The following is a 17,758-nucleotide window of genomic DNA, read 5'->3' as shown; positions in this document are numbered from 1 at the left end:
TTAAGCAAAAGCATCTATTTCCTATGGATTATTCTTTCTTCTTTGAAGTGTGTACAAATATTGACAAGATAAATAAGAAACTATAGCAGTTGATATCAGCAAGATATTAAACATAAACTTTTGCCCTCGAAATAGCTCCTCCCAATGCATTGTATTAAGATAATGAAAAATTAAACCGAATAAATAACAGAAACTTACAGGGAAGACTCTCCACTTGATTGATTTGTATAAATAATATAAGCGTATGGAGTGATAGAGCATGGAAGAAATAAGCATAGGTAAACAAAAAGAAATTAGAAAGAAAGAAAATCTTAAAGCATCATCAAAAAGCTCTGTTCGATCTATTGAAATAAGCCAAATATTACACATCGTTATAATAATCGGGAAAAATAATCCATACACCCTTTTATGTAACTTATTTCTTTTGATAGCTAGAAATATAGAGGACACCAATACTAAAATTTGTACTCCTGGGAATCCCATAAAAAATGTAGCAAATACATAATCTAACATACTAGTTCAACCTCTCCCCAGCATACTTAATCATCTTCTCAGATACTTTCATATCATAGTCAAATCCCATCTTGTGAGCAAGGAATTGAGCCTCTTGATGGAAAAGTTCCATGGTAGCAAACAATGACTGAGTAAGTTTCTCTACACTTGAAAAATCAAGTAGAGCTGAGAATTCCTTCTCTTTCTCTGTAGGTAAATACTGGAAAAGATATTTGTAGTTCTTGCCGATATCGACCTTTCCCATCTCACTTGCGACCTGCCAAGCTAAGACCTTCAAGAGTTCTTGTTGACAAACACCGTAAAGATGGTCAGTTGCATAGAGAAGTTGCTTGCGACAGATTCCCTTCACTACATATGCGGAAACCCACCAAAATTCATTGCAGGCTGTTTCAAAAGCTATCTGACTAGCTGGACTTGTCCAGTAACGTTGAGGATTTGTAGTATAGTACTCAAACAATCCCTTAGGGTCTTCTAGCACCGTGAAATCCGCTTCGCTTTCTACCCACTCCTTGATATACTCTTTAGGACATAAAGTCAAATCTATACGGTTACCATCTTCAAAGAGCATGAGGAAGAGACGACGGTTTCCTAAGATATTATGCTGCTCAATGATACGTTTGCCAAACTGGTCCAGCCAAGAAAGGTCACTCGTCAGATTATCTAAGTCGTCCACGACAAAAACAACATCATAATCTTGAAACTCGTCTTTTGGAGCCTTTGGATTTGTCCGTGAACCGGACATGGCGACAGCCTCGACTTGGAGCACTTTTGCGATTTGTAAAATTAAATCAAGCATTTGGGGTTGAGTTCTCATGGGAATACCTGCCTTTTTAGTGGAGATTCTTGATTCTGTAGAGGACATGTCTATAAAGGGGACTGGCTGCTGGAACTTTTTCATTATCGAATTCTTTGACAAATTCCATGCCTAGCTTTTGCATGATTTTTTGCGAAGGGAGATTGAGTAAGGATGTAAAAGAGTAAACTTCTGATAAGCCAGCTTGCTGGAAAGCGAAGTCTAGACAGGCTTGGGCAGCCTCCGTCGCATAACCACGATTCCAAAACTCTTTTCGCAGACGCCAGCCGATTTCTACAACTTCTTTTCCAGCAAAAATCCGTAAATCCGAATGGTGCAGACCTACCAAGCCGACAAACTCCTGACTATCCTTTTCTTCAACAGCCCAAAGACTGTATCCATAAGCCTTAACTTCATCTTGAATGCCCTGATAAAGCCGCAAGGACTCCGCTTGACTATACGGCTTTGGGAAATACTGCATGACCTCCGGATCCTGATTCATAGCGATCAAAGTCGGCAAATCAGATTCTTGCAAGTCCCGTATAATGAGACGGTCTGTTTCAAGAATAGTCATCTAAACACTCCTCTGCAAACTTTCTTACCTCACAACTCCTCTGCATTTGCGCTTCACTTCTATGTTGTCTACACATATCTTTTATAGAGTTATTTTTCATAACTATCTAGCTCCTCTTGTTTTTGGATGTCTCGTATTCTTTTCTTCTCAAGTTCGCCTACTATCAATTGGATAGTTGAACAAATCCCCAAAACGATTAAAATAAAATATAACAAATTCATATCGTTTCTATGATATATTTTAAAGCTTCTCCATAATACAAAAGTATTTACTAATGAAAGAAGGAAAAGCAAAATAGCATTGAATAAAAGTGTTATAGCAAACTTACTCTTAAAATACCTATAATGTTTTCCAATTCTATAGAGGGTATATAGTGAGAAAACAATCATCAAAGGAGTGAAAGCAAGTGCATAAAATAAGATAAACCCTATTCCTGAGTATGGTTTACTTTCCATTGGTAGATCTAATAGACAGATAGCAATAGTGAGGATGTTCAATATAAACAAGGATACTGTGCGAGCACACTCTTTTCTACCTTTATTAGTAATTAAATCATATATAATTCCAAAAATGGCTAGGAGAACAAGGAAAAAAGGCAACATTAATAACGTAATCAATACCGCACCTCCAATAGTTTTAGCGATTGTTTACATACAAAAGATGATCGTCACCTTTACTTGAACTTCATAACTCCCTTGTCTGGTAAAGTCTGTGTCCTTCGTAATAATATGAAGCATCCACACCCTTAAAGAAACAGGCCTGAGTGAGGTCTTCAGTTTGATTATTCAAGAGGAGATACTTGAGTTCTCCAGTCGACACTGCACTACGCTTCATGGCATTCAGGTATTCATCCTTATCAATGGCGTTCCAATCTACCACTTTACCCAGCTTCTCACGAAGCATACAATCTAGCCAAATCCGCATGGCGCGCCCATTCCCCTTACGGAAAGGATGGGCAATATTCATATCCGCACACTTATCAACCACTTGATCAAAATTGTCATGAGGAAGTTTATCAATATACTGTAAGGATTGTTCTAAAAAAATACGGGGGCAAATTGAAAGTTATCCTTTGCACTATTGACATCACGGATCTTTCCAGCGAAATCATAGATGCTGGAAAAGAGATAACGGTGAATAGCAGACAGCCCTGCAAAAGTACCAACTTCCATCTTAAACAAAGCTCCTGTCTGAAAAAGAAGGGCGGCTTATTTTTTGTCAGTTTTTCTTCTGCATCTGCCAACTGGGCTGAGTTTGTAATGCCTAGTTTATTTTCCAATACCATGTTTGTTCCCATCTCTATTCTTTTTAGAACTTCAAAACTTCGCCTTATGTTGCAAAAACTCGTCTATCTGTGAGAGACTTCTTCAGAAGAAAGCTACTTTTCCTCACCTACTGCTTCTTGCTTGCTTTTCTTTGGTGTTAATTTTTTACAGCGACTACGGATAGCGTTGAGATGATCACGGAGATCAGCATACTGCTTCTTATCTGGAAAAGCATAGATTCAATCCAAATAATCCAATTTGAACGCATTTAGCTTTGTTTCAGAATTATACTGAACTATAGCAATTTTCTTATAAAGCTTATCTAGTTTCTCATCATCCAGTTTCTCGTTGGTTGCCACATTAATAAATCTATTAATTGTGTCACTATCAGATTCATTATTGCTATTGTAATTATAAATAATCAATTCAGAATCTGTCTCCAAAAGTGAGTTAAGAATATTATTCCACCACCAAAAGTCACTATCACCGAGTGATAAACCGTATAGTATAAACAAATCAGTATTATTGAAATATGATTTATATTTTCTATCATTCTGAGCCCAATAGGGCTTTAAAAAATTCTTTGCTAAAGATCTTTTATTTTCATTTGTTATTTGTTCCTTATTGTCAAATCCAAATAACATTGATTTCGGAACATTCTGATAACCATGAGGATGGGTGATATTGATCATTAAATAACTGGAGTATTTAGTGTCTTTATTTAGATGTGGATTAGGAACATAACCTTCTATCAATTCTCCATTTTTACAATCAATAAACTCTTCTAACTTATTTGCTCTATCTTTAGGATTTGGATAAAATAGAATCTGCCTATCTGCAAACTTATGGGGATGCGGATCAAATTGTCCTTTATCTAGCAATAAGATATTATCCAACATCGAAGTATAGTTGAAATTTAAAATTTCCCAGTTAAATAAAGAATAAAGTTTGCTTTTACGAGGAAAAGACAATTTATTGAAATTTATAAAATCTAAATCACCTAAAAAACGGGTAAAAGAATTAAGAGCAATTCCTTTTTCTGTGCTATCATTCCCTAACCTAGCAAGCATATTAGGAGTAATTATTTCATTTAAAAAATTTGAGAACTCGATTTGAAATTGAGTGAAATCTTTAGTCAATTTCTCTATTTTCAGCCAGCCAGGTTGATTAAAAATCTCAATTAAGCTATTCTCAAAGTCACTCCAATTTTGCTTGATATTGGGATCTCTTTCATTATCTTTCTTATCCTCAGTCATTTTTTGAAAGATCATATTATCTTTGTCAAAATTCTTATAGCAAAGATAATTATAGAAATTTTGATAAGAAGTCCGATATGGAGATTCAAGATATTCCATTAACTGAATATCTACACCATTTCCAAAGAAAGCCATGATATTAATTTGTCCATCATTAGCCAATTTTTTAAATTCTTGATTTGTATAAATATTATAGCCCATATTTTCTTTATCATCCTTTCAAAACACCATCTCCCCACTCTCTTCCAGCGTAAATTTAACATTATCCTCAATCCATTTACGGCGTGGTTCGACCTTGTCTCCCATGAGGACATTGACACGACGTTCTGCGCGTGCTAAGTCTTCGATGGTGACACGAATGAGGGTTCGAGTTTCTGGATTCATGGTTGTTTCCCAGAGTTGGTCCGCGTTCATCTCACCAAGACCTTTATATCGTTGGAGTGTTGCGCCTTTACCAAACTGCTTGCGGAGTTCTTCTAGCTCTCCGTCCGTCCAAGCATAGGCCACTTCTTCTTTCTTGCCTTTGCCTTTGGACATCTTGTAAAGAGGCGGAAGGGCAATATAGACATGGCCTGCCTCAACTAGCGGACGCATGTAGCGGTAGAAAAATGTCAAGAGCAAGGTTTGAATATGAGCACCATCGGTATCCGCATCGGTCATGATAATAATCTTGTCATAGTTAGCATCTTCAATAGAGAAGTCTGCTCCCACGCCCGCACCAATGGTATAAATCATAGTATTGATTTCTTCATTTTTGAGAATATCCGCCATCTTGGCCTTGGCTGTATTAATCACCTTACCACGAAGGGGCAAGATAGCCTGGAACTTACGGTCACGACCTTGCTTGGCAGAACCACCGGCAGAATCCCCCTCGACCAGATAGAGTTCATTCTTAGCAGGATTCTTAGACTGGGCTGGAGTCAATTTCCCAGAAAGCAAGCCCTTGTCTTTCTTATTTTTCTTACCATTTCGGCTCTCATCACGCGCCTTGCGAGCTGCCTCTCGCGCATCACGTGCCTTAATAGCCTTGCGAATAAGGTTAGAAGCCAGTTCACCATTTTCCATGAGGAAGAAAGTTAATTTTTCTGCGACAATGCTATCAACAATAGGGCGAGCTAGTGGGCTTCCTAGCTTGTCCTTTGTCTGTCCTTCAAACTGCAAGTGTTCTTCAGGAACCAGAATAGAAAGGACGGCTGCTAGTCCCTCGCGGTAGTCTGACCCTTCAAGGTTTTTATCTTTTTCCTTGAGAAGTCCTGTCTTACGCGCGTAGTCATTCATGACCTTAGTAATGGCTGACTTGAGTCCTGTCTCATGTGTTCCACCATCTTTAGTACGAACGTTATTGACAAAGGATAGAATGTTATCTGAAAATCCATCATTGTACTGGAGGGCAACCTCCACTTGGAAACCATTGTCTTCGCCTTCAAAGTATAGGACTGGCGTCAAGATTTCCTTGTCTTCATTGAGGTAAGAAACAAAGTCTTGTACCCCGTTCTCATAATGGAATTCGATTGCTTCATCTGTTCGCTTATCTGTCAGAGACAAGGTGACATTTTTTAAGAGAAAGGCTGACTCATTGAGTCGTTCTGAAATGGTATTGTACTTGAAGTCAGTCGTAGAAAAGATAGTCGCGTCAGGCATGAAAGTGACTTTGGTACCTGTCTTAGACTTGGGTGCCGTACCAATTTTCTTCAGGGTTGTGACGGGTTTCCCGCCATTTTCAAAACGTTGCTTGTAGACTGTACCGTCACGAGTAATTTCAACTTCTAACCAGCTTGATAGGGCATTAACGACTGAAGATCCCACCCCGTGGAGACCACCAGATGTCTTATAGCCACCTTGACCGAATTTTCCTCCAGCGTGGAGAATGGTAAAGATAACCTCAACAGTTGGAATTCCCATAGCATGCATCCCAGTCGGCATCCCTCGACCATGGTCTTGAACCGTTAGACTGCCGTCTTTATTGATGGTCACATCAATGCGGTCACCAAATCCAGACAAGGCTTCATCGACCGCATTATCCACGATTTCCCAGACTAGGTGATGGAGACCAGCACCGTCAGTCGATCCAATATACATCCCCGGACGTTTACGGACCGCATCCAACCCTTCCAGCACCTGAATGGCGTCATCATTGTAGTTATTAATATTGATTTCCTTTTTTGACACAAGGAACCTCCTATTTGTTCATCTTTTCTATTTTACAGGTTTTCTAGGGATTTTGCAAAGTTTTTCCCTTTCAGCTGTCACAATTTCACAGGATATTCTCTGACTTTCTATAGCATTTCATGGTATAATAGTTCTATGATGACATTTGTATTATTAATTTTAGCTTATCTGCTAGGTTCGATTCCGTCTGGTCTCTGGATTGGACAAATTTTCTTTCAAACAAATCTGCGTGAACATGGTTCTGGAAACACCGGAACAACTAATACTTTCCGAATTTTAGGTAAGAAAGCGGGTATGGCAACCTTTGTAATTGATTTCTTTAAAGGGACCTTAGCCACTCTCCTTCCTATTCTATTCCACCAACAAGGTGTATCACCTCTCGTCTTTGGTCTTTTGGCCGTAATTGGACATACCTTTCCTATCTTTGCAAGATTTAAGGGGGGCAAGGCTGTCGCAACCAGTGCTGGAGTGATTTTCGGATTTGCGCCTGTTTTCTGTCTCTACCTGGCAATCGTATTCTTTGGAACCCTCTATCTAGGTAGTATGATTTCACTGTCTAGCGTTACTGCTTCTATCGCAGCCGTAATTGGAGTTCTGATTTTCCCACTATTTGGGTTTATCTTAAGTAGCTATGACCTTCTTTTTATCGTAATTATCTTAGCTCTTGCTAGCTTAATTATCATTCGTCACAAGGATAATATCACACGTATCAAAAATAAAACTGAAAATCTTGTCCCTTGGGGGTTGAACCTAACCCATCAAAATCCAAAAGAATAAAACGCCAGTTTGAAACTGACGTTTTTTTGTATGCTTATTTTGACTTGATGTAGTTGATACCGTCTGCCTTAGGTGCAACTGCTTTTCCAAAGAAGGCTGCTAAGACAAGAATGGTCAAGACATAAGGCGCGATTTGAAGGTAAACCGCTGGCACTCCTTGTAGGAAAGGTAATTGAGAACCAATAACTGCCAAACTTTGTGAAAGTCCAAAGAAAAGACTAGAAAGCATAGCACCAATTGGGTTCCATTTACCAAAGATCATCGCAGCAAGAGCGATAAATCCAGGACCGACAATAGTTGTCACTGAGAAGTTGACTGAGATTGATTGGGCGTAGATAGCTCCACCAATTCCGCCAAGGAAACCAGAAATGATAACCCCTAAATATCTCATCTTGTAAACATTGATCCCCAAGGTATCCGCTGCTTGAGGATGTTCACCAACAGAGCGAAGGCGAAGACCAAAACGTGTCTTAAAGAGAATAAACCATGCAAAGAATGAGAAGGCAATCGCGATATAACCTAGCAAACTTGTTGACTTAAAGAAGATATCTCCAATCACAGGGATATCAGCCAAAACTGGGAAATCAAAACGTCCAAAAGTCTGGCTTAAGTTATCCGTTTGTCCTTTGTTATAAAGAACTTTAACCAAGAAAACTGCTAATGCAGGAGCCATCAAGTTCAATACTGTACCACTGACAACATGGTCCGCACGGAAATGAACTGTAGCGACTGCATGGATGAGGGAGAACATAGCTCCCACGATACCGGCAACTAACAAGGAAATCCAAGGAGTCGCTGCTCCAAGTTGTTCTGCAAACTCAAGGTTAAAGACAACCCCAGAAAAGGCTCCCATAACCATAATTCCTTCAAGACCGACGTTAACGACACCACCACGTTCAGAGAAAACTCCCCCGATACTCGTAAAAATAAGTGGTGCTGAGTAAATCAGCATAGAAGAGACCAAGAGGGTGAGTAATGTTGTAATAGACATCCTTACTTACCTCCTTTAACTTGTTTTTTCGGTTTGACAAAGCGTTCAATAATATAGTGAACACTGACAAAGAAGATAATAGACGCTGTTACAATGCTAACAAGCTCAGACGGAACTTGCGCTGCGTTCATACCTGGCGCACCAACTTGCAGAACACCAAATAAGAAGGCAGCAAAGAGAATTCCAATTGGTGAATTCCCAGCAAGCAAACTAACCGCCATCCCGTTAAATCCGATAGCTAATGATGATCCCTGAACGTAAACGTTTTGGAAAGTTCCAAGACCTTCGACAGCTCCACCAAGACCAGCCAGAGCACCAGAGATAATCATTGATAGAATGATTGTACGTTTTGCTGAAATACCAGCGTACTCTGAGGCATGGGGGTTAAGACCAACTGCACGAATTTCAAAACCGAGAGTCGTTTTCTTGAGCAAGAACCAAATCACGCCAACAGCAATGATTGCAAAGAAGATTCCGATATTCATACGGGAATTTCCAGTCAACTCTGATAACCATGGTGTCTGGTATGTAGCGTTGGCACTAACACGAATCGTTGAATCTGTACTTTGCATAATATCTTTAGGAAAGGCATGAATAAAGGCATTTCCCACATACAATACAATGTAGTTCATCATGATGGTCACGATAACCTCTGATGTACCGAGATAGGCTCTGAGGATACCTGGAATCGCACCAACAATTCCACCTGCGATCAAAGCAATAATCACTGTTAATGGAATCAACACGAGACGAGGCATATCTGGATTTGACAAGGCAAACCAACCACTGAGAATCCAGCCTGCAAGTGCTTGACCAGGAAGTCCAACGTTAAAGAAACCTGCTCGACTGGCAACTGCGAAACCAAGACCTATCAAGACAAGAGGACCCATGGCACGGAAAATTTCTCCAATCCCACGGAGGCTACCGAAAGCTGTATAGAATAACTCCTCATAACCCCAGATAGCATCATAGCCGAAGATCCACATGACAATGGCTCCGAGCAAGATTCCTAAGAATACGGAAATCAAGGGAACCGAAATTTGTTGTAATTTTTTAGACATCACTCTTCTCCTTTCCCAAGTTTCCACCTGCCATCAAGACACCAAGTTCTTGTTTGTTAGTTGTTTCTGGCGATACAATACCTTGAATCTTACCATCGTGAATAACAGCAATTCGGTCTGAGACATTTAAAATCTCATCCAATTCAAAGCTGACAACAAGGACAGCCTTCCCGTTATCACGTTCTTCAATCAAACGTTTGTGGATATATTCAATGGCACCGACATCCAAACCACGAGTTGGCTGGCTGACGATAAGGAGATCAGGATCACGATCAATCTCACGAGCGATAATTGCTTTTTGTTGATTTCCTCCTGAAAGAGCTGCTGCTGGAACAAATTCACTGGCAGCACGGACGTCAAACTCTTCCATCAATTTCTTAGCATGTGAAGTGATATTGGCATAGTTTAAAATACCATTCTTGCTGAGTGGTTCTTTGTAGTAGGTTTGAAGAGCGATATTTTCTGAAATCATCATCTCCAAAATCAAGCCATCACGGTGACGGTCCTCAGGAACGTGCCCCACGCTTAGTTCTGTAATTTGTCGAGGATGCATCCCCACGATTGATTTGCCTTTTAATTCAACGCTACCTGACTCAACCTTACGAAGGCCTGTAATGGCTTGAATGAGTTCAGATTGACCATTGCCATCAATACCTGCAATACCAACAATTTCACCAGCACGAACATCCAAGGATAGATTTTTCACTGCTGGTACACCGCGGTTTTCATTGACAACTAAGTCTTTGATAGACAAGACCACTTCTTTGGGTTGTGGTGCCTGTTTTTCCGTTTTAAAGGAGACTGAGCGTCCAACCATCATTTCTGCCAAGTCCGCATTTGTTGCCCCTGCGATTTCAACCGTCTGGATTGATTTCCCGCGACGGATAACCGTCACTCGATTCGATACCGCACGAATCTCATCTAACTTGTGGGTAATCAAAATAATGGACTTCCCTTCTTTGACAAGGTTTTTCATGATTGCCATCAACTCATCAATCTCTGAAGGAGTCAATACGGCTGTAGGTTCGTCAAAGATAAGGATATCAGCACCACGATAGAGTGTTTTCAAGATTTCTACACGTTGTTGGGCTCCAACGGAAATATCCGCCACCTTAGCAGCAGGATCCACTGCCAAACCATAACGTTCAGAAAGAGCCTTGATTTCTTTAGTAGCACCAGCTATATCTAGAACACCATTTTTAGTGATTTCACTCCCTAAAATGATATTCTCAGCTACTGTAAAAGCTTCAACCAACATAAAATGTTGGTGAACCATCCCAATTCCAAGACCAGCGGCTTTAGATGGTGAGTCTAGTTTTACAACCTGACCATTCACCACAATTTCACCACTTGTTGGTTCAAGAAGTCCTGCCAGCATATTCATCAGAGTGGATTTACCCGCTCCATTTTCTCCTAAAAGTGCATGAATTTCACCTTTTCGCAGTTGCAAGTTGATTTTGTCGTTTGCTACAAATTCACCAAACACCTTGGTAATATCCCGCATCTCAATGACATTTTCGTGTGCCATATGCTCTTCCTTTCAGAGGTTTATTTTATTTCAATAAAACCTGCTAATCACATTAACAAGCTCTATTGAGACAAAAATTGCCTCAATTCTTAAAGAAGCGACCGATGGCCGCTTCCTAAGAAATGACTTTTATCCATTATTTTTCTGGAACTTTTACGCTTCCGTCAAGGATCTTAGCTTTTGCATCTTCAACAGCTTTTTTACCTTCTTCTGAAAGGTTTGTTACTGCTAGCTCAACCCCTTTATCTTTCAATGAGTAAACAATCACTTGTCCACCAGGGAATTCACCTTTTTCTGTTTTGTTGGCAATATCTTTTACAGTTGTACCAACTTGTTTCAATGTAGATACAAGAACGAAGTTAGATTCTTTACCATCTTTAGAAGTGTATTTACCTTCTGCTGCTTGGTCACGGTCTACACCGATAACCCAAACTTTTTCGTTTTCATTTTTGTTTTCGTTCAATGATTTTGCTTCAGCAAAGACACCAGCACCTGTACCACCAGCTGCTTGGTAGACAACGTCTGCACCGGCAGCATATTGAGCTGCTGCAATTGTTTTACCTTTGGCAGCATCACCAAATGAACCAGCATAGTCAACTTGAACTTTGATAGATGGGTCTACTGATTCAACACCAGCTTTGAATCCAGCTGCAAAACGTGAAATAACTTCAGATTCAATACCACCTACAAAACCAACTTGTTTTGTTTTCGTAGTTTTCGCTGCTGCAACACCAGCAAGGTAAGCTGCTTCGTTATCCGCAAATCTTACGCTCGCAACATTCTTTTGACCTTCAATCACATCATCAATCAAGACATAGTTTAGGTCAGAGTGGTCTTTTGCTGCTTCCTCAACTGCATTGTGAAGGGCAAAACCAACACCGAAGATCAGGTTGTAACTTCCAGCCGCTTGTTGCAAGTTGTTAGCATAGTCTGCTTCGCTTGTTGATTGGAAGTAAGTGTAACCTTTATCTTTAGAAAGATTGTGTTCTTTACCCCAGTCTTGCAAACCTTCCCAAGCTGATTGGTTAAATGATTTATCATCAACACCACCAGTATCTGTTACGATTGCTGCTTTGGTCTTCATTTCTGATGAAGATGAAGCTGCGTTACGAGAAGAGCGGTTACCACATGCAGCAAGTCCAACTGCTGCTACTGCAACTAGACCAAGGCCTAGCCATTGTTTCTTGTTCATTACTGAACCTCCTAAATAAGATGTGCAACGATGTTGCAAGTATGGATTGGTTGGCCACAAGGACCGCGTCACTCAGAGAGTGACTCAGACTAATTTAAGTCTGTAAATGAGTATGGAAGTAACTCCCCGACCGTCATCTCGACCGTCGATTTATCTTTAGCGACTAAGGTCACTTTTAGATCTTGTTCAAAAAATTCAACCATGACCTGGCGGCAAGCACCACATGGCGAGATGGGTTTTTCAGTTTGTCCGTAGACAATTAACTCAGAAAACTCCCGTTGTCCCTCCGAAACTGCTTTGAAAATAGCAGTACGTTCTCCACAATTAGTCAAGGGATAGCTAGCATTCTCGATGTTCACACCCGTATAAATACTACCATCCTTGGCTACTAAAACAGCTCCGATAGGAAAGTGAGAATAGGGGACATAGGCTTGTTTGCTGGTTTCAATTGCTAGTTCAATTAACTCAGTAGTCGCCATCTGCCAATTCTCCTTTTAAGATTGCTACACCAGCAGATGTTCCGATACGGGTAGCGCCTGCTTCCACAAAAGCGACAGCATCCGCATATGAACGCGCTCCACCAGCTGCCTTAACTCCCATATCTGGCCCGACTGTTTCACGCATCAACTGAACATCCTCTATAGTGGCACCACCAGTTGAAAATCCAGTTGATGTTTTGACAAAGTCAGCGCCTGCTTTCTGGGATAATTGGCAAGCCATAACTTTTTCATCGTCTGTCAACAAGCAAGCTTCGATAATGACTTTCACCAACTTGTCACCACTTGCTTCTACGACAGCACGGATGTCCGATTCAACTAAATCCAGATTGCCTGATTTGAGAGCGCCGACATTGATAACCATATCAATCTCATCTGCACCGTTTTGGACAGCTTCTTTTGTTTCAAAAGCTTTCACAGCTGAAGTTGTTGCTCCCAAAGGAAAACCTACTACTGTACAAACCTTTACATCTGAGCCTTCAAGCCCTGTTTTCGCATGTTTAACCCATGTGGGATTAACACAAACGCTGGCAAAGTCATACTCACGCGCTTCAGATAGCAAACGATCAATTTGTTCTTGGCTTGCATCTTGCTTTAAAAGCGTATGATCAATATATTTATTTAACTTCATATTCGGATTCTCCCTGGTTTTATGAGATAATTTCTATAATTTCTCGTAAACTTTGCACTCCATCATTTATTTTAACATATTTTTGAAATTCTGTAACTAGTTCAGAAGAAATTTTTCCATTTGTATAAACTTTTGCAACAATTTCTCCTTTTTGAACGGAGTCTCCAACTTTCTTTTCGAAAACAATCCCTGTTTCATAGTCCAAGTCATCAGTCTTGACAGCACGACCGGCTCCTAGTCTCATGGCATAGAGCCCAAATTCCATTGCAGGAAGAGCTGAAATAACACCTGTATCTTGAGCTGGAATTTCCACCACATGGGCAACTTTGACTGGACGATAAAGATCTTCTAAATCACCGCCTTGTGCTGCTACCATTTCTTCAAACTTAGCCAGTGCTTGGCCATTTTCCAGGTGTTGACGGATTTCCTTGATCGTTTTCTCAACATCAGCCAAGCCAAGCATAATCTGAGCTAGCTCGCAGATAAAGTGACTAATATCTTCTCGGCCTTTTCCTTGGAGAATCTCGATTGCCTCAAGGATTTCAAGACGATTGCCAATGGCTCTTCCCAAAGGCTGACTCATATCGGTAATGACTGCTACTGTTTTTCGACCAACAGCCTTACCAAGATCCACCATGGTTTGAGCCAATTCGCGCGCCTCATCAACAGTCTTCATGAAGGCACCCTCACCGACCGTTACGTCTAGCAAAATGGCATCCGCTCCTGCAGCAATTTTCTTGCTCATCACCGAACTCGCAATCAAAGGAATCGTGTCGACAGTTGCTGTCACATCACGGAGGGCATAGAGAAGTTTGTCTGCTTTAACCAGCTGATCTGACTGCCCAATGACAGATACACCAATGTCCTGTACCTGACGAATGAAATCCTCTTGACTTCGTTCGACTTGATAGCCCTTAATGGACTCCAATTTATCAATTGTTCCACCAGTATGGCCGAGACCACGACCACTCATTTTAGCAACGGGCACACCGAAACTCGCAACAAGGGGAGCCAGAATCAAGGTCACCTTATCACCTACTCCACCAGTCGAATGCTTGTCAACTTTAATCCCATCAATAGCTGACAAATCAAACTCCTGACCTGTCTTGACCATATTCATCGTCAGTTCAGAAATCTCACGTGTGGTCATTCCTTTGAAATAAACAGCCATAGCAAAAGCAGACATCTGATAGTCTGGAACAGTTCCAGCCACATAGCCTTCTACCAACCATTTGATTTCAGCTGCAGTCAGTTCTTGACCATCTCGTTTCTTTTGGATTAAATCAACTGCTCTCATTCTTTCACACTTCTAAGGATATAGTATCCCTTATCTTTCTTTACGGTTTCACAATTGCCAAAAACATCTTCCATCTTATTTTTAGCACTTGGAGCTCCTTGCTTTTTCTGAATGACAATGGTTAAATCTCCTCCGTCTTTCAAGAAATCCCTGCTCTTTTCGATAATCTCATGAACAACCTGTTTGCCCGCTCGAATCGGCGGATTGGAAATAACATGGTCAAACTTCCCTTCAACTTGCTCATAGATATTGGATTGGAAAATCTCCGCTTCTACTCTATTTCGTTCGGCATTTTGTCGTGCTAAGTCCAAGGCACGATTATTGATATCGACCATGGTTGCCTGAACTCCATAAGCCTTGACCAATGACAAGCCCAATGGTCCATAACCACAACCCACATCAAGGACCGTCTCTCCTTTGTTAACCTCTAGACACTTTAATAAAAGCTGACTCCCAAAGTCAACCATTTTCTTGCTAAAAACACCCGCATCCGTCAAAAAGGTCATGTTTTCTCCCAACAACTCCACTCTCAACTCATGAATGTCGTGAGCAGCATCAGGATTTTCTGCATAATACATTTTACTCATAAAACTATTTTACCATAATTTGGCTTGAATTGTAAATCGTTTACAAAGTGATGATCAAATGAAAAAGACTGAAGAATCCTAGTCAAAAAACCTTTTCTTCAATCTCTTGCAATTATTAGAAATACATTACAATCTATCGGGAACTACAAATTATCATAGTCAGGGAAAAACAGTTCGTCTGCAATCGGGCGCATTTTTATTACTATTTCTTAACCTTAAAATACTTTATTATCAACAAGATTCCCAATATGATGTTTAGATAAAAACCCAACTGATAAGTTTGTGTCAAGATTTCCAAACTTGTCCAAAGTCGTATCAAATCTTCTAGTGACATACGGAATAGATATCCTTCTGTAGCAATCCACAAAGTCAAAAATAGATAACTACCAGCAGCAAGCCATTTCGTCCACTGCTTTTTTACTAGCCAAGCAATCAAGAGCGAACAGATAAAGACAACTGTTACAATGGCATGTTCCATCAAAAAAGTAAAACCGTAATAGATTTCCACAAAGCGTCTCCCATTATCCGCATTCGCTCCCCTTATAAAAGGTAAGGCAAAACTTAAAATAAAACAGAGTTCCAATATATAACGTTTTAAGATTTTCATGACACACCTCCAATAAGTTGTAAACCAAAAAGCCCACTTTCAATAACTGATAAGTCTTTAGAAACCATTCCCTATCTCATCATTAAATTATTCAACCTCCATCTACCTCTATTATACGATATTGACTTACTACCATCAAGTAACCGCTTTATCTTTTTAGCTTTTTATGGTATGATAAACAAAATATCTAGGGGAAAACAAATGACCAACGAATTTTTACATTTTGAAAAAATCAGTCGCCAGACTTGGCAATCATTGCATCGCAAAACAACCCCTCCCTTGACAGAGGAAGAGTTAGAATCCATCAAGAGTTTCAATGACCAGATTAGTCTACAGGACGTAACAGATGTCTATCTTCCCCTAGTTCATCTTATCCATATTTACAAGCGCACCAAGGATGATTTGGCATTTTCAAAAGGAATTTTTCTTCAACGCGAAAGCAAATCCCAACCTTTTATCATTGGGGTTTCTGGTAGTGTTGCTGTGGGCAAATCGACTACTAGTCGCTTACTTCAGATTCTTCTATCACGTACTCTACCGGATGCTACTGTAGAGCTAGTGACAACTGACGGTTTTCTCTATCCCAATCAAACCTTGATTGACCAAGATATCTTAAATCGCAAAGGTTTTCCTGAAAGTTATGATATGGAAACCTTGCTGAATTTTCTTGACCGCCTAAAAAATGGACAGGATGTCGATATTCCAGTCTATTCTCATGAAGTGTATGACATCGTCCCTGGGGAGAAACAACGCGTTAAGGCTGCGGATTTTGTCATCGTTGAAGGAATCAATGTCTTCCAAAACCCTCAAAATGAGCGCCTTTACATTACTGATTTCTTTGATTTCTCCATCTATGTGGATGCTGCTGTCGAGGACATTGAAAGCTGGTATCTGGATCGTTTCTTAAAGCTGCTCAGCTTTGCCCAAAATGATTCCAACAGCTACTACCACCGTTTTACTCAAATGCCAATTGGAGAAGTTGAAGCATTTGCTCACCAGGTTTGGACCAGCATTAATCTCACAAATCTACAAAACTATATCGAACCAACAAGGAATCGCGCCGAGGTCATTCTCCACAAGACTAAAAACCATGAAATCGATGAAATTTACCTAAAAAAATAATTTCCCCTTGTCAAAACCTAAGTTTTCATATATAATGGTATAGTTAGTAAATATGGAGGTAAGAACATTGGCAAACATTAAATCAGCTATCAAACGCGCTGAATTGAACGTTAAACAAAACGAAAAAAACTCAGCTCAAAAATCAGCTATGCGTACTGCTATCAAAGCTTTCGAAGCAAACCCTTCTGAAGAACTTTTCCGTGCTGCTAGCTCAGCTATCGACAAAGCAGAAACTAAAGGTTTGATTCATAAAAACAAAGCAAGCCGCGATAAAGCTCGTCTTTCAGCTAAACTTGCTAAATAAGAAACAGTCCATAGAGGCTGTTTTTTTGTCCTCTAATCAGAAAAGGTAGAAAATGAAAATCGCAATTATCGGTTATTCTGGAGCTGGTAAGTCAACTCTAGCAGAAACGTTATCTAACTACTACTCCATCCCCAAACTGCATATGGATACGCTCCAATTTCAACCTGGTTGGCAAGACAGTGACCGCGAATGGATGTTGGGCAAGATGAAAAACTTTCTCACAAAGCATGAAGCTTGGGTTATCGATGGCAACTACTCTTGGTGTTGCTATGAAGAAAGAATGCAAGAAGCCAACCAAATCATCTTTCTCAATTTTTCACCATGGACTTGTCTCTTTCGAGCCTTTAAACGGTATCTCACATACCGAGGCAAGGTCAGAGAAAGTATGGCTGCAGGTTGCCCTGAACGCTTTGACTGGGACTTTGTCAGATGGATTCTCTGGGATGGGCGGACAAAGAATGCTAAAGAACGCTATCAACGGGTTCAAGAAACCTACCCTGAGAAAGTAATTGTCCTCAAGTCGCAAAAGGAGATGGACTACTTCTTAGAAAATCTCGCACATAACAAGAAAAACCAACGTGTATAACGTTGGTT

19 protein-coding genes and 1 pseudogene are annotated in these 17,758 nt (G+C 40.3%); 5 read left to right on the top strand and 15 right to left on the bottom strand.

The features are described 5' to 3' along the window. Positions 1–259 precede the first annotated feature (259 nt). Positions 260–505 carry a hypothetical protein gene (locus GOM48_RS03935; protein WP_158085827.1) on the top strand — a complete coding sequence of 82 codons (246 nt, stop codon included), beginning with the start codon at positions 260–262 and terminating at the stop codon, positions 503–505. Positions 506–514: 9 nt separating this feature from the next. Here the strand turns inward: GOM48_RS03935 and GOM48_RS03930 are convergent, their stop codons facing one another. From GOM48_RS03930 to parE, 6 genes and pseudogenes are all read right to left on the bottom strand, one after another. Continuing rightward, positions 515–1,327 (bottom strand): aminoglycoside 6-adenylyltransferase, encoded by an 813-nt coding sequence (locus GOM48_RS03930; RefSeq protein WP_235098498.1) that lies wholly within the window; start codon positions 1,325–1,327, stop codon positions 515–517. A 16-nt stretch (positions 1,328–1,343) separates the two neighbouring features. Beyond that, a complete protein-coding gene (locus tag GOM48_RS03925) occupies positions 1,344–1,880 on the bottom strand; it encodes a GNAT family N-acetyltransferase (RefSeq protein WP_235098496.1) in 537 nt (178 codons plus the stop codon). Between the two features lie 89 nt (positions 1,881–1,969). Continuing rightward, positions 1,970–2,482, bottom strand: coding sequence for a hypothetical protein (locus GOM48_RS03920; RefSeq protein ID WP_235098734.1), 513 nt, complete (start codon positions 2,480–2,482; stop codon positions 1,970–1,972). Between the two features lie 82 nt (positions 2,483–2,564). Continuing rightward, a pseudogene (gene fic / locus GOM48_RS03915) lies at positions 2,565–3,165 on the bottom strand (protein adenylyltransferase Fic). A 219-nt stretch (positions 3,166–3,384) separates the two neighbouring features. After that, on the bottom strand, positions 3,385–4,602 hold the full coding sequence (locus GOM48_RS03910; RefSeq protein WP_235098494.1) for an AbiH family protein: 1,218 nt from the start codon (positions 4,600–4,602) through the stop codon (positions 3,385–3,387). Between the two features lie 18 nt (positions 4,603–4,620). After that, the gene (gene parE / locus GOM48_RS03905; protein WP_235098493.1) at positions 4,621–6,570 is read right to left on the bottom strand and encodes a DNA topoisomerase IV subunit B; all 1,950 of its coding nucleotides are present in this window, start codon (positions 6,568–6,570) and stop codon (positions 4,621–4,623) included. Between the two features lie 135 nt (positions 6,571–6,705). On the opposite strand from parE, the gene plsY reads away from it, so the two are divergent. Beyond that, positions 6,706–7,347 (top strand): glycerol-3-phosphate 1-O-acyltransferase PlsY, encoded by a 642-nt coding sequence (gene plsY / locus GOM48_RS03900; RefSeq protein WP_235098491.1) that lies wholly within the window; start codon positions 6,706–6,708, stop codon positions 7,345–7,347. 34 nt (positions 7,348–7,381) lie between these two features. Here the strand turns inward: plsY and GOM48_RS03895 are convergent, their stop codons facing one another. The 9 genes from GOM48_RS03895 to GOM48_RS03855 all read right to left on the bottom strand — a co-directional run bounded on the left by GOM48_RS03895 (position 7,382) and on the right by GOM48_RS03855 (position 15,738). Continuing rightward, positions 7,382–8,338, bottom strand: coding sequence for an ABC transporter permease (locus GOM48_RS03895; RefSeq protein WP_223328066.1), 957 nt, complete (start codon positions 8,336–8,338; stop codon positions 7,382–7,384). 2 nt (positions 8,339–8,340) lie between these two features. Further along, positions 8,341–9,399 (bottom strand): ABC transporter permease, encoded by a 1,059-nt coding sequence (locus tag GOM48_RS03890; protein WP_000038684.1) that lies wholly within the window; start codon positions 9,397–9,399, stop codon positions 8,341–8,343. After that, complete coding sequence (locus GOM48_RS03885) at positions 9,392–10,927, bottom strand: ABC transporter ATP-binding protein (protein WP_000929834.1); 1,536 nt, start codon at positions 10,925–10,927, stop codon at positions 9,392–9,394. Before GOM48_RS03885 ends, GOM48_RS03890 begins: the two co-directional genes overlap by 8 nt. A 136-nt stretch (positions 10,928–11,063) precedes the next feature. After that, positions 11,064–12,119 (bottom strand): BMP family lipoprotein, encoded by a 1,056-nt coding sequence (locus tag GOM48_RS03880; protein WP_001036150.1) that lies wholly within the window; start codon positions 12,117–12,119, stop codon positions 11,064–11,066. An 89-nt stretch (positions 12,120–12,208) separates the two neighbouring features. Further along, positions 12,209–12,598: a cytidine deaminase gene (locus GOM48_RS03875; RefSeq protein ID WP_000246111.1), complete on the bottom strand. Its 390-nt coding sequence runs from the start codon at positions 12,596–12,598 to the stop codon at positions 12,209–12,211. Further along, entirely contained in the window at positions 12,585–13,247 is a 663-nt protein-coding gene (deoC, locus tag GOM48_RS03870; RefSeq protein WP_125388939.1) for a deoxyribose-phosphate aldolase, read from the bottom strand. Before deoC ends, GOM48_RS03875 begins: the two co-directional genes overlap by 14 nt. Before the next feature lie 19 nt (positions 13,248–13,266). Then, positions 13,267–14,544 carry a pyrimidine-nucleoside phosphorylase gene (locus tag GOM48_RS03865; RefSeq protein WP_125388940.1) on the bottom strand — a complete coding sequence of 426 codons (1,278 nt, stop codon included), beginning with the start codon at positions 14,542–14,544 and terminating at the stop codon, positions 13,267–13,269. Beyond that, complete coding sequence (locus GOM48_RS03860) at positions 14,541–15,131, bottom strand: class I SAM-dependent methyltransferase (protein ID WP_125388941.1); 591 nt, start codon at positions 15,129–15,131, stop codon at positions 14,541–14,543. The genes GOM48_RS03865 and GOM48_RS03860 overlap by 4 nt, the downstream gene beginning before the upstream one ends. Positions 15,132–15,333: 202 nt before the next feature. After that, positions 15,334–15,738, bottom strand: coding sequence for a hypothetical protein (locus GOM48_RS03855; RefSeq protein WP_235098489.1), 405 nt, complete (start codon positions 15,736–15,738; stop codon positions 15,334–15,336). Positions 15,739–15,939: 201 nt separating this feature from the next. Here GOM48_RS03855 and coaA point away from each other — a divergent pair, with 201 nt between their 5' ends. The 3 genes from coaA (at position 15,940) to GOM48_RS03840 (ending at position 17,750) form a co-directional block, all read left to right on the top strand. Beyond that, complete coding sequence (gene coaA, locus GOM48_RS03850) at positions 15,940–16,860, top strand: type I pantothenate kinase (protein ID WP_061427578.1); 921 nt, start codon at positions 15,940–15,942, stop codon at positions 16,858–16,860. Positions 16,861–16,927: 67 nt separating this feature from the next. Further along, positions 16,928–17,164, top strand: a complete 237-nt coding sequence (gene rpsT / locus GOM48_RS03845; RefSeq protein ID WP_001274000.1) for a 30S ribosomal protein S20 — start codon at positions 16,928–16,930, stop codon at positions 17,162–17,164. 52 nt (positions 17,165–17,216) lie between these two features. Next, complete coding sequence (locus GOM48_RS03840; protein WP_125388942.1) at positions 17,217–17,750, top strand: DNA topology modulation protein; 534 nt, start codon at positions 17,217–17,219, stop codon at positions 17,748–17,750. The last annotated feature ends 8 nt before the right edge of the window (positions 17,751–17,758 follow it).

The sequence above is a fragment of the Streptococcus oralis genome, from assembly GCF_021497885.1.
Taxonomy (GTDB): Bacteria; Bacillota; Bacilli; order Lactobacillales; family Streptococcaceae; genus Streptococcus; species Streptococcus oralis_BQ.
Note: the sequence above shows the minus strand (reverse complement) of the source record. Positions and strands in the feature narration are given on the sequence as shown.